This is a genomic window from Leucobacter tardus, assembly GCF_017583045.1.
GTDB lineage: Bacteria > Actinomycetota > Actinomycetes > Actinomycetales > Microbacteriaceae > Leucobacter > Leucobacter tardus.
The window spans coordinates 34,398-47,659 of sequence record NZ_JAGFBF010000004.1 but is presented as its reverse complement, the minus strand read 5'-3'; the positions used below and the strand labels follow the sequence as shown (position 1 = coordinate 47,659).

The 13,262-nt window shown below is 66.2% G+C and carries 8 protein-coding genes; 3 read left to right on the top strand and 5 right to left on the bottom strand.

The annotated features are described in order from the left end of the window. Nucleotides 1-3: 3 nt before the first annotated feature. The 3 genes from ulaA (at nt 4) to J4H85_RS05750 (ending at nt 4,043) form a co-directional block, all read left to right on the top strand. On the top strand, nt 4-1,542 hold the full coding sequence (gene ulaA, locus J4H85_RS05760; protein WP_208237790.1) for a PTS ascorbate transporter subunit IIC: 1,539 nt from the start codon (nt 4-6) through the stop codon (nt 1,540-1,542). Nucleotides 1,543-1,720: 178 nt separating this feature from the next. Further along, nucleotides 1,721-3,235 (top strand): alpha-amylase family glycosyl hydrolase, encoded by a 1,515-nt coding sequence (locus tag J4H85_RS05755; RefSeq protein WP_208237789.1) that lies wholly within the window; start codon nt 1,721-1,723, stop codon nt 3,233-3,235. A 40-nt stretch (nt 3,236-3,275) separates the two neighbouring features. Next, a complete protein-coding gene (locus tag J4H85_RS05750; protein ID WP_208237788.1) occupies nt 3,276-4,043 on the top strand; it encodes an HAD-IIB family hydrolase in 768 nt (255 codons plus the stop codon). Between the two features lie 53 nt (nt 4,044-4,096). Here J4H85_RS05750 and mqo read toward each other — a convergent pair whose 3' ends face one another. The 5 genes from mqo to J4H85_RS05725 form a co-directional block, all read right to left on the bottom strand. Next, nucleotides 4,097-5,545: a malate dehydrogenase (quinone) gene (mqo, locus tag J4H85_RS05745; protein ID WP_243893524.1), complete on the bottom strand. Its 1,449-nt coding sequence runs from the start codon at nt 5,543-5,545 to the stop codon at nt 4,097-4,099. Nucleotides 5,546-5,655: 110 nt separating this feature from the next. Next, a complete protein-coding gene (gene radA / locus J4H85_RS05740; protein WP_208237783.1) occupies nt 5,656-6,984 on the bottom strand; it encodes a DNA repair protein RadA in 1,329 nt (442 codons plus the stop codon). A gap of 9 nt (nt 6,985-6,993) precedes the next feature. Continuing rightward, a complete protein-coding gene (locus tag J4H85_RS05735) occupies nt 6,994-8,097 on the bottom strand; it encodes an HTTM domain-containing protein (RefSeq protein ID WP_208237781.1) in 1,104 nt (367 codons plus the stop codon). Next, nucleotides 8,094-8,918, bottom strand: a complete 825-nt coding sequence (locus tag J4H85_RS05730; protein WP_208237779.1) for a DUF5819 family protein — start codon at nt 8,916-8,918, stop codon at nt 8,094-8,096. The genes J4H85_RS05735 and J4H85_RS05730 overlap by 4 nt, the downstream gene beginning before the upstream one ends. Before the next feature lie 118 nt (nt 8,919-9,036). Continuing rightward, nucleotides 9,037-12,750 carry a choice-of-anchor G family protein gene (locus tag J4H85_RS05725; RefSeq protein ID WP_208237776.1) on the bottom strand — a complete coding sequence of 1,238 codons (3,714 nt, stop codon included), beginning with the start codon at nt 12,748-12,750 and terminating at the stop codon, nt 9,037-9,039. Nucleotides 12,751-13,262 lie beyond the last annotated feature (512 nt).

Genomic DNA, 13,262 nt, shown 5'->3' with positions numbered 1-13,262 from the left:
ATCATGGACTGGCTTATTGCAATCGCGGAGTTCCTGGTCAACGAGATCCTCTCGGTGCCCGCGTTCCTCATCGGCATCATCACCGCGGTCGGCCTGATCGCGCTGCGGAAGAGCAGCGGACAGGTGGTCGGCGGAGCGATCAAGGCCACCCTCGGCTTCCTGCTGATCGGCGCCGGTGCGACGCTCGTCGTCGCCTCGCTCGAACCGCTCGGCGTCATGATCCAGGGCGCGACCGGCGCTCGGGGTGTGGTGCCGACCAACGAGGCGATCGCCGGGATCGCCCAGGCGGAGTTCGGGGGCCAGGTCGCGTGGCTCATGATCCTCGGCTTCGTGTTCTCGCTCGTGCTCGCTCGGTTCACCCCGCTCAGGTACGTCTTCCTGACCGGGCATCACGTGCTCTTCATGGCGACGATGCTGACCATCATTCTCGCGACCGCGGGGTACAGCGGAGCGGTCGTCGTCGGGGTCGGGGCGCTGTTGCTCGGGATCCTGATGGTGTCGCTGCCGGCTCTCGCGCACCCGTGGACCCGCCGGATCACGGGTGACGACAGCATCGCGATCGGTCACTTCGGAACCGCCGGGTACATCGCCGCGGGAGCCGCGGGCAGGCTGGTCGGCGGAAAGAGCCCCTCCACCGAGGACCTCAAACTGCCCGAGGGACTGCGCTTCCTCCGCGACTCCATGGTCGCGACGGCACTCTCCATGGCGATCATGTACGTGATCCTCGCCGTGCTCTTCATGGTGCGCGCCGGCACCGACGTCGCGTTCCAGGCGTTCGACGGAGGAGCGGAGAACGTGGGCAACTACCTCATGACCTCCGTCACCTACGGCCTGCAGTTCGGCGTCGCGGTCGCGGTGATCCTCTTCGGCGTGCGCACGATCCTGGGCGAGCTCGTTCCCGCCTTCCAGGGCATTGCGGCCAAGGTCGTGCCCGGGGCGATTCCCGCTCTCGACGCCCCTATCGTGTTCCCGTACGCTCAGAACGCCGTGCTCATCGGCTTCATCTCCAGCTTCGGCGGTGGACTCGTCGGACTCGTCATCCTCTCCACCTGGTTGAACCCGGCCTTCGGCATCGCGCTGATCCTCCCCGGCCTGGTTCCCCACTTCTTCACGGGCGGCGCGGCCGGAGTGTACGGCAACGCGACCGGCGGCCGACGCGGCGCGCTCGTCGGCGGGTTCGTGAACGGACTGATCATCACTTTCCTGCCCGCCTTCCTGCTCTCCGTGCTCGGCGCGTTCGGAGGCGAGAACACGACCTTCGGCGATGCGGACTTCGGGTGGTTCGGCTTGGCGATCGGCTCCGCAGCACGGATCGGTGCGGTCGGCGGCCTCGTCCTGATCGTCGTGATCGGCCTCATCGTGCTGGGCGCCGCCATCCTGGTGCAGCGTCGGCTCGTGGATCGGGGGTGGGATCCGGCACCGCGTCGCCCGCGCCCCGGTGCTCAGGATGAACCCGCCGAAGCCGCGACGGCAGCCTCGGCATACGCGAAGATCCCCGCGCCCGAGGGCGCACCGGTTCCTCCGCCGGCTCCCCGGTCCTGAAGCGTTCGCGCGCGTGGAAGATCGCTCACTCAGCGCATCCGCGCGCGGATGCACACGAGTTGCCAGTTTCATTTGTCCATTCACGCGTGGCCGGTTATTATTGCCAGTGTCCAGTTGGGGTGGGCCGCCGGTCGCTCCGAAGCGTTGCCGGTGGGGAATCCGAGTCGACGAGGATGGCATGTCGGACCGCTCGACACCTGCAAAACCCTGGCTGGGGTGCATCGTGTACCACCTGCTCCCCTACGCGTTCGCCGACGCCGACCGCAATGGGATCGGCGATCTTCGCGGAATCAGCTCTCGCGTGCCGTACTTGCGCACCCTCGGCATCGATGCGGTGCGCTTCGGCCCGATCTTCCCCTCGGCCCGAACAGATGACGGATACGATGTGGTCGATCCGCGCGATGTCGACCTGCGGCTCGGCACGCTCGGCGACTTCGACGACCTGGTCGGACGACTGCACGGCGCGGGTCTCAGGGCGATCCTCACGTTGGTTCCCGACCGCACGTCGCAGTGGCACCCCTGGTTTCGGGAGGCGGTGGCGGCGGGACCGGGATCAGGGGCTCGAGGTCGGTATCGCTTTCGAGACGGGCGCGGTGCACGCGGTGAACACCCTCCCGACAGTGAGCGCTCCGCCGAAGGAGATCCGGTGTGGGCACCCGTCGGTGATGGTCAGTGGTTTCGTCATCGCGGCTCCGCGGAGCACCCCGAACTCGACTGGGACGACGACGACGTTCGCGCGGACTTCTCGCGCACCCTCCGTTTCTGGTCCGATCGCGGCGCGGACGGGTTCTGCGTCGAAGCCGATGAGTCGTTCTGGGCCCGTCGCGATCTGCACGACATCACGCGATGCTGGCGGCGAGAACTCGACGCAGGCGTCGCCCCCGGCACCGTGATCGGAGCGATCCGCGCTCAGTCGGGCCCGCGAACCCCCGTTCCACCGCCGGAGGGCTGTGCGCAGCTGGTCGCCTGCGATCTCGCCGCGATGCCATTCTCCGCAGATACCTTTCGCCGGGCGATCGGCGAACACCTCGCGCTAGCAGCGGCGTCCGACGCCACGCCCTCGTGGTCGCTCTCCCATGACGCTGTGGAGCGCCACCCCACTCGCTACGCCGCGGACGATGACGCTCAGGGCCTCCGGCGCGCTCGAGCTGCGACCCTCCTCATGCTGGCACTTCCGGGATCAGCATGCCTCTTCCAGGGCGAAGAACTCGGATTGCACGAGGTGACGGACGTCGGTAATGACGAGCGGCAGGACCCCTGGTTCTTCCGCGGCAGGGAGTCCATTCCCGGCCGCGATGGGCACCGCGTTCCGCTCCCCTGGATTCCGGAAGGCCCCTCATTCGGGTTCGGCGGCCCCACCGACCTTCCGCCGCCTCCGTGGTTCGCGGACGTGTCGGTGCGATGCCAGGAGGGCGATCCCGGTTCCACACTCGCGCTCTACCGTCGTGCGCTCGCGCTGCGACGCGCGTTGCAGCACACCCCGGAACTGGCATGGATCGACACCGGCCATCCTGAACTCATCGGGATCGACCGGCTCGGCGGGTGGACGGCGGTCGCCAACTTCAGCACGCGGGCCATTGAACTCCCGCGTCAGATGCGTGGCCGACTCGTGCTGAGCAGTGCGACTCGACCGCTGCGAAGCGACGCATCGCTCATTCGCGGCGAAACAACCGTCTGGCTGCACAACGGCTGAGCGTACGCATTCGCGTGAGCTCCTGTGGAAGAATGAGCGGATGCCTCAGCTTCCTCTCCTGGTCGCATTCGACCTCGACGACACACTCGCTCCGTCGAAGTCGGCAGTCGATCCCCGCATGGTGGCCGCCCTGCTCGGTCTCCTCGAGCGGACGACCGTCGCGGTGATCTCCGGCGGCAACTTCGCGCAGTTCGCTTCCCAGCTCGTCGGCGGCCTCGAGCGCTCCCCCGACGTCACCGAGGCATCGTTGGAGCGACTCCACCTTCTGCCGACCTGCGGCACCCGCTACGAGCGGCGCGAGCGCGCCGCGTGGCACACGGTGTACCAGGAGAATCTGACCGCCGATGAACGCGATGCCGCCCTGATGGCGCTCCGCGAGGAAGCCGATCGGCTGGGCCTGTGGGAACACGAGCCGTGGGGCGAGATCCTCGAGGATCGCGGATCCCAGGTCACGTTCTCCGCACTGGGCCAGAGCGCTCCCGTGTCAGCGAAGCAGGTCTGGGATCCGGACGGCGCGAAGAAGAATGCGCTGCGCGCCGCCGTCGCGGACCGGCTCCCGCACTTGGAGGTCCGCAGCGGCGGGTCAACCTCGGTGGACATCACGAGGCGCGGCATCGACAAGGCGTACGGGATGCGCAAACTCTCCGAGCACACGGGCATTTCACTGGACGACATGCTGTTCGTCGGCGACCGCCTGGATCCCGCCGGGAACGACTACCCGGTGCGGGCGATGGGCGTCGCTTGTCACGCCGTTACCGGGTGGCAGGACACCGCCTCCTTCGTGGAGCAGCTCATCACTGAAGACTGACCGGGGTCCGTGGTGACCGGCACCGGCTCTCCCGGCGCCGGTCATCGCACCCGTTAGGCTTCGACGGCCTGCCGCGAGAGACCCAGAACCTCTGCAGTCTCGGCCAGCGACGCGGCGGCGACGTCGCGATCGTGGTTCAGCCCGGACCCATAGGACGGTACGCGCTCGACGATCTTCTCGCGCCACTCGTGTTCGAACTTCTCGGGGAAGCAGCGCTGCATGATGTCGAGCATGGCGTGCACCGCGGTCGAGGCTCCCGGGGAGGCTCCGAGCAAGCCGGCGATGGAGCCGTCGGCGCCGGTGACGAGCTCGGTGCCGAACTGCAGCACGCCGCCCTTCTCCGGATCCTTCTTCATGACCTGCACACGCTGACCGGCCGAGATCATCGACCAGTCCTCCGCCCGGGCGGCCGGCATGTACTCGCGCAGCGTCTCCATCTGCTTCTCGCGGCTCGCCATGAGCTCCTTGAGCAGGTACTTCTCGAGAGAGAACTCGGTGAGGCCGACCTTGAGCATCGGTCCGAGATTGTGCAACCGGATGGAGCCCGGCAGGTCCCACCAGGACCCCTTCTTCAAGAAGTTCGGGCTGAACCCGGCGTACGGGCCGAAGAGCAGGCTCTCCTGACCGTCGACCACACGCGTGTCGAGGTGCGGCACCGACATCGGGGGTGCACCGACCGAGGCCTTGCCGTAGACCTTCGCCTGATGCTGACGGACGATCTCGGGGTTGTCGCAGCGCAAGAACTTGCCGCTGATCGGGAACCCGCCGAACCCCTTGATCTCGGGGATCTTCGACGACTGCAGCAGCGAGAGCGCCCCGCCGCCCGCACCGACGAACACGAATCGCGCGTTGATGCGCGTGCGACCGTAGCCGTTCCGGTTGCGTGCGAGCACGTCCCAGGTGCCGTCGGGCAGCCGACGCAGGCGACGAACCTCGGTCGACATCTCGACGTCCACGCCCTGCGCTTTCAGGTGATCGATGAGCTGCACGCTCAGCGACCCGAAATCGACATCGGTTCCGCTCTCGGAGCGGGTCGCCGCGAAGCGCTCATCTTTCGCCCGACGGTCGATGAGCAGCGGCGCCCACTGCGCGATCTGTTCCGGATCCTCGCTGAACTCGAGGTCGGAGAAGAGCGGTTCGTCGCGGAGGAGTTCCCAGCGCCGACGCAGGTAGGCGATGTTCTCTTCGCCCCGCACGAAGGTCATATGCGGGGTCGCGTTGATGAACGACGACGGATCATTGAGCACACCCTCGCGGACCAGCGAACTCCACCACTGACGCGACAGCTGGAACTGCTCATTGATGCTCACGGCCTTGTCGACGTTCAACGTGCCGTCGATCGCCTCGGGCATGTAGTTGAGCTCGCAGAGTGCGGCGTGGCCGGTGCCTGCGTTGTTCCATCCGTTGCTGCTCTCGGTGGCGACGGCGCTGCGGGATTCAAGGATCGTGACCGACCAGTCCGGCTGCACTTGCTTGATCAAGGTACCGAGCGTGGCGCTCATCACGCCGCTGCCGATCAGGACGACATCTACCGTGTTATTACTCACAAAATTCAGTCTACTCCTCGTAACTGGGCACGCGTGACGTGCGCGGAGCCGACGAAATCGGAGGTTCAGGACCGTGGCAGCAGTCGGTCTCGCGCCGCCGCGACGGTCTTCACCGCGGCATCCATGAACTGCGCGTACCCGAGGCGCTTCGCTTCCGCCGCACGCTGATCACCACCCACCACTGCACGCACTTCTCCGGCCAAGCTGAGCTCGCCGACGGCGGCGAAGTCTCGCGGCAGCGGACGATCCCGAATGGAGGAGAGCACCGCGAGTGCGATCGCGAGGTCGGCGCCGGGTTCGGTCAGCCGCACCCCACCGACCGTCGAGACGTACACGTCGACATCGTGCAGCTTCTCGCCGGTGTGGCGTTCCAGGACCGCGAGGATCATGGCGATACGTGAGGAGTCCACGCCGCTGGTGACGCGACGCGGGTTCGGCGTGGAGCTCGTCGCGGTGAGCGCCTGCACCTCGACGGGCAGCGCACGGCGGCCTTCGAGCGAGACCGTCGCGCAGGTTCCGCTGACCGGTTCTTCAGTGCGACTGAGAAACAGTCCGCTCGGATCGGAGACTTCTTCGATGCCTCCGCTCGCCATCTGGAAGCAACCGGTCTCATCCGTGGGTCCGTAGCGATTCTTCAATGAGCGAAGGAAGCGCAGCGCCGTCTGCCGATCGCCCTCGAAGTGGCACACGACATCGACGAGATGCTCGAGCAACCGAGGGCCGGCGACCGTGCCATCTTTGGTGACGTGCCCGACGATGATGACCGGGATTCCGCTCTCTTTCGCGACGCGGATCAGCGCCGCCGCGACCTCTCGCACCTGCGCGGGACCGCCCGCCCCGCCCTCGACCTGGGCGCTCGCCAACGTCTGCACCGAGTCGACGACGATCAGCCCCGGGCGCACCTGCTCGATGTGCCCGAGCACCGTCGCCAGGTCCGTCTCACTGGCGAGAAAGAGGGTGTCGTGCAGCGCACCGGTGCGCTCGGCGCGCAACCGGATCTGCCCGGTCGACTCTTCACCGCTCGCGTAGAGCACCCGCGCACCGGACGCGGCCACGCGCGCAGCCGCATCGAGCAGCAGCGTGGACTTGCCGACTCCGGGTTCGCCGGAGAACAGGATCGCCGCTCCCGGGACGACACCGCCGCCGAGCACTCGATCGAGTTCGCTGATGCCCGTCGGCATATGCGCTACCCGTTCACCGCTCACCCGAGTGATGGGCTGAGCCTCGCGCCCTGAAACAGGCACCGTGGCGGCAACGGTACGGGCGAGCTTCGCGCCCTCCGGCGCCTTCTCGTGCAGCGTGCCCCACTGCTGGCACCCGCCGCAGCGACCGACCCACTTGCTCGTCTGCCACCCGCACTCGGAGCAGACGTACCCGCTCTTGGTTTTCGCCATGCGGCGAGCCTAGCGCTCACCTCCGACACCGACCGGTTCAGCGTCAGCCACCGCATCGGCCTTTGTGGGCTCCTGCCGCGCAGTCGCCCGCCACCGCTCTCGGATCTGCGATCCGAGCTCGTGCCAGCTCCGATCGCGGATGAAGATCGAGTCGATCGCGATCATGGTGAGTGAGAACCACGGCAGTCCCATGAGGACGCCGATCGCGATGTGGAAGCTCAGAATGCCGAAGAGGCCCGCAAGTCGCGTCGGACGCGACAGCAGCATGAACAGGAACGCGATCTGCAGCAGCACCGAACCCCAGGTCGCGATCGCGACCATCGGCCCCCACGCGGTCACGAGATCGCTCAAGATGGGCCAGGTCCCGAATCGCGCGGTCTGCAGTGGGTTGTACACCGCATACCCCTCTGCCCATGGCGCGCCCTGTGCCTTGTACAGGCCACCCGCGGCGTACACGAACGCGACCTGCGCGGTGAGGGCGACGAGGGCGAGGTTGTGCAGTACGGTACCGATCTGATGACCCGAGCTTCCCGGTGGGAACCATTCGCGCTTCGCGCGCCGTCTGGCGTCGAGCGACCAGCGCGCGGCGGGATCCGCGAAGAAGAGCAGGATCAACGCGATCCTGAACATATTGTCGCCCTGATCGCCGACCATGTCGTTCATCTCGATGAAACTGACCCACATCACGAAGAACACCGGCAGGACGATCCGGAACCGCCAGCCGAGCGCGAAGAGCACTGCGAGGCCCATGAGCAGGAGATAGAGGATCGTGAAGGCGACATCGTTCGCGGCGACGCGGTGGAATGCGCTGAACAGCCATATCTGCGGGAAATCGCTGAGCGGCGCGCGCATCTCTCCGTTCCAAGCCGATCCCGATCCGAAGGTGTACAAACGGGTACTGAAGTTGGTCAGCAGCAATCCGAATGCCGTCAGTCCGAAGATGATGCGCGTGACGGCCAAGCCGTACAGTGACTTCTTTCCGCTGAAGAGCCAACGTTCGAGCGTCTCGATCGCTCGACCGAGTCCGTTCATCGCGGCCATCCATGCACCCGCGATGAGACTCCCGATGAATGCGCCGAATCGCGCGACCGGGGTGGTGGGCTGATCGCTCATTCGGCATTCCTCTCATACTGCTTGCGGAAGGTCTCGGCGAAGTTGCCGTCGTCCTGCCCCTCCTCGACGACCGGACCCCGCCAGCCCGGCAGGATCACCGAAGGCTCAGGACGCTCCGCGTCGGCGTTGTGGCGATCTGCGAACGGAACCACGTTCTGACGACTGACGCGATACTGCACTTCCTCGACATCGGCACCCCAGATCGCGCGGGCCACCTGCGTCGCATACGCAGCGGCTCGGCGCTCTTCGGCGACCAACTGCGCGATCTCCGCGGTGTTCACCTCCACCGGCTCCTCATCCGCATCGGCGTTCTGCGTCGCCGCCTCCGCCTGATTCTCGAGCGCGGCCTCCAGACCCACCAGCCACTCATCGACGGCGAAATCTCCGCCCACGGTCGTCCGCTGCACCTGCTCAAGTTTGTCGTAGGCGGTCTTGTAACTCGATGCGACCTCGCTCGACTGCAAACCACCGCGCGGAGGCGTCAGGTTGTAGCGGATCATGGAGAGCTCCACATCGGTCGCACTCACCCAGCCGGTCTCCCGCAACTCACCATCATCGCCCTGCACCTTGGCGCGGACGTTGAAGTGGAAATCTCCGTTGATCGGCTCCGGAGCGAACACGCTCCACGACTGCCCGAACATCGGGAGCATGTACGAACTCAACGCACTCCCCGGCACCACCTCGCGCAACGGCGACGGTGGTGCGATCCAGAGGAACGAGGCGAAGATGTGCCAAGCGGTCGCCAGCACCGCCGCGAATGCGATGACGCGCACCCACACCTTCGGCTTCCGAGTGCCTGAGGGGAACGACTCTGAGCCCACAGCTCTCCTTCGATTCGATCTGCGACGTACGGCGGTCGAACGCTTGCGACGCCCGAAACGCCCGGTGTGGGCGAAGCCGTGACATCACGACCTCACCCGCACCGGGCGCAGAGAGCGATTACTGCGTCTGACGACTACGGTACCGCTGGAGCGCGAAGGCACCAGCACCCAGGAGCAGCAGCAGTGCCGCCGCGGTCCCCATCAGCGCCAGATTCGAGGCTCCCGTGTTCGACAGATCGCCCTTGGCTGCGGCCGAACCCGATGCCGCGTTGTCCGCGGCAGCGTTCGCCGAAGCCGAGGTGTTGTCGTCCGCAGCAGCACCGGCAGCAGCCGAGGCATCAGCATCAACATTCGCGGAAGAGTCCGCCGAGGCCGCAGCCGATGCGTCCGCATCCGCCTGCGACGCGGCAGCTGCAGCAGCCGTCGCATCAGCGCTCACATCGGCCGAGGCCGAGCTCGAAGCCGAGGCCGAGGCATTCGCCTCGGCAGCAGCCTCCGCCGAAGCCGACGCGGCAGCCTCAGATGCAGCAGTCGCATCCGCATTGGCCGCAGCCGAAGCCTGAGCGTCCTGAGCCGAATCAGCCGTGGAATCGGCACTCGCCTGAGCCGCGGCGGAGGCCGCAGCGTTCGACTCAGCCGACGCCGTCGTCGACGCGTCCTCGTTCGCCGCCGCCTCAGCAGCGGCGTTCGCGGAGGTGTCGGCAGCAGCCGAAGCGGTCGAATTCGCGTCCTCGTCAGCGGCGGCCTGTGCGGCGGCGGTCGCCGCTGCGTTCGACTCGTCGTCCGCATTCGCAGACGCCGAAGCCGAGGCCGATGCGTTGACATTCGCGTCAGCATCCGCGGTAACCGTTGCATCTGCAGCCGGGTCAGCGGCGGCGTCAGCACTCACATCGGCAGAGGCGGTGCTCGACGACGTGGCCGAGGCGTCGGTTTCAGCGGCGGCTTCCGAGGCGGCGGATGCCGCTGCAGTCGCGTCAGTTTCAGCGGCAGCAGAGGCGGCTGCCGAAGCGTCCGCGTCCTGCGCCGAGTCAGCCGTCGAATCGGCACTCGCCTCGGCTGCAGCAGATGCTGCAGCGTTGGACTCGGCCGAAGCGGTGGTCGACGCGTCCTCGTTCGCCGCTGCCTCAGCAGCAGCGTTCGCGGAGGTGTCGGCCGCAGCCGAAGCCGTCGAGTTCGCGTCTTCATCGGCGGCAGCCACAGCGGCCGCGGTTGCCGATGCGGTCGCGTCATCGTCTGCAGCGGCGTCAGCCGAAGCCGAAGCCGAAGCGGATGCGTTGACATTCGCGTTCGCAGTCGCGTCGGCCGACGCAGCCGACGACGCATCCGTTGACGCATCCGTCTCAGCTGCGGCTTCCGAGGCAGCGGATGCCGCAGCGGTCGCATCAGCTTCAGCAGCGGCGGAAGCGGCTGCCGAAGCGTCCGCATCCTGGGCCGAATCAGCGGTCGAGTCGGCACTCGCCTCGGCCGCAGCGGATGCTGCAGCGTTGGACTCGGCCGAAGCGTCCGTCGAGGCGTCCTCGTTCGCCGCCGCCTCGGCAGCAGCATTTGCCGACACATCTGCGGCGGCGGAAGCCGTCGCGTTCGCGTCCTCATCAGCCGCTGCCTGTGCGGCGGCCTGAGCCGAAGCGGTTGCGTCGTCGTCCGCTGCGGCGTCTGCCGAAGCCGATGCCGATGCGGATGCGTTGACGTTCGCGTCAGCGACCGCGGCCTCAACCGTCACCGTCGCCGTCGCTTCCTGACCACTCGTGCCACCCACCGCAGTGAACGTCACATCACCGAGCTCCTGATCAGCCGGAACATCCCACGTCGTGGAAATCGTCCCGTCCTCCTCAGCAGTCACCGTGGTCGTCGTCCCATCAGGGAACGTCACCGTGACATCCTCACCCGGATCGAACCCATCACCGGTCAGGGTGACCGTGCCACCCTGCTCCACCGGGTTCGGAGTCCCCGTCAGCGTCGCATCAACCGCAGCGGCCTCAACCGTCACCGTCGCCGTCGCTTCCTGACCACTCGTGCCACCCACCGCAGTGAACGTCACATCACCGAGCTCCTGATCAGCCGGAACATCCCACGTCGTGGAAATCGTCCCGTCCTCCTCAGCAGTCACCGTGGTCGTCGTCCCATCAGGGAACGTCACCGTGACATCCTCACCCGGATCGAACCCATCACCGGTCAGGGTGACCGTGCCACCCTGCTCCACCGGGTTCGGAGTCCCCGTCAGCGTCGCCGCGGCTTCGTCGAGCGCCGTTACCGTGGACGAGGCGAGCTGCAGGTTCACTGGATCAGTCAAGACGCCAGGGAGCAGTTGAAGGTCGAGAGCACGAACAGTGAAACTGCCCTCACCGAAGTCACCGCTTCCGGGCTGCGCATTGACCGTGAACGTCGCAACCTGGTCGAGCGCCTCCTTGAACAGCGCGTCTTCACCCGTCAACGCGGTGATCAGCGGCTGAAGCGCCGCGTTCAACACCACGCTGAGGTTCGTGACAGCAGTGTCCACCACGGGCTGCACCGCGTTTCCGAGTCCGGTTAGCAGCGTTGACAGGATGGGCGTTACGAGACCTCCCACAGCACCCAGTACGCCACCGGACACCTCGAGGTCCGCGGCAGGGTAACCATCGATCCCTAGCACGCCTCCGAGGGTTCCAGGATTGCCAGCACTGTCCTCGAGAGTGATGTTCGTTGTTCCGAGAATCGGTGCCGTTGCCTGGATGTTCAGATCGAGAGCCAGGCTGTAGATGCCCTGCGTCAACAGATCAGTCGCTTTCGTCGTCAGGGAGTTCGGCCCCGTTCCCGTGAGAGCATCGGTCACTCCGCTGACAATCGAGTTCAGAACATCGTCTGAAAGGAGGTCCGCATTCGCCGGGAGGGTACTCAGTGTGAGGCCCTCGTAGACGCCACCCGGTCCGATAAGCAGATCTTCAACATTGACGGAGATCGTGCCGGTAGAGAGGTCAATGTTGATCGATGCCGGGCCGTCGGCGGTGGCGGCGTTGTTAATCGGCGTCTGCAAGAGCTCCTCACGCACGCTGTCGACCAGGCCGGTGGTGTCGATTCCGAGGTCCGCGACCGAGATGGAAAGACCAACGACCGACAATCCTTGGAGCGCGTTCACTGCGGTCTGCACGACCGCAGAGATGGCGCCGCCGCTGCCGACCAGACCGTCAAGCGCTGCTCCCGCCGCTCCGGTCGCCTCGTCGACCGCTCCGACCACATCGTCGAGCGCGGGGCTGTGCAGCGCCATCTCGGCATTGCTCAGCATGTATTGGCTGGACTGATCCGGTCCGGTCTTCTGAGCTTCCGACGCGAGCGCGCCGAGTTCGAACGTTGCCTCGTCGAGGACGTCGTCCGTCAGACCGTCGATACCCAGCTGGCTGAAGAGGCTCGTGAGATCAATGCTCGCCGGAGCGAATGCCGGATCATCCGCCGCGTCGAAGTTGATGCCGCCCTCCGCTGTGATGAGTCCGGAAGCCGCGTTGGATTCCGTGCTCGAGGGAGACGCTGAGTAGCTCTCGAGCAGACCCGCGCTCCCCAAGCTCAACAAGCCGGGGCTCTCTCCGTCCGAGAGCAACGGGAGCGTGAGGTTCCCCAGGCTCAATTCAACGGCTTCCAGAGCTTCAAGATTGAGGGATGCGTTCGTCGGCCCAGGCTCTGCATCGAACTCGGTGATGGTGCTCGCGCCGCCAGCCACGTCGATGCCGAGCCCCTCGAGCCAGACGAAGTGCCCGTGCGCGGCCGAGTCGGCATCCGTGGTGACTTGATCGGCCTGAGCGACGGAGGCGCCCATGCCGATCAGGGCGAAGGCTGTGGCCCCCGCCGTAACTCCCCCGAGCACCCGTTTCCGCTTTCTCCGGAGACGCGCGCGGGTATCTGCTGAGTATCCCAAAGGATCCCCTCCCCTTGACGTATGTGTGCATCTCGGCACGCCGAGAGTCGCTTCCCCTGTGCGACTGCGGCACGCAATACGACACACGCGACGAGGCCGAGCCTAGGAGCGAGCTGGGAGTGTTCTCCATGGGTCTGCGAGATGCTGATGCGCCGATCGAGCGTCCCTGACGATGAGAAATCGACTACTGAGAAAGTCACATCTGATCACGCAGATTTGTACCGATCCGATCTGAGATATCCGGCTTTCGTTTACGTATCGTGGCTGAAAACACTGAAACCCCCAGGTAATCTGAGTTTGGGGGATGTGGTGAACAACATCTGTGGCGACGACGCACTCTCGTTGACACCACGACGCAGAGAACGGGGAGCGGGGAGCGGATGCCATTCAGACGACATTTCCCTCGGGGAACACGGATCGCCGAAATTTTGCGCAGTCTCGAAGATGGCCGTCACGTCATT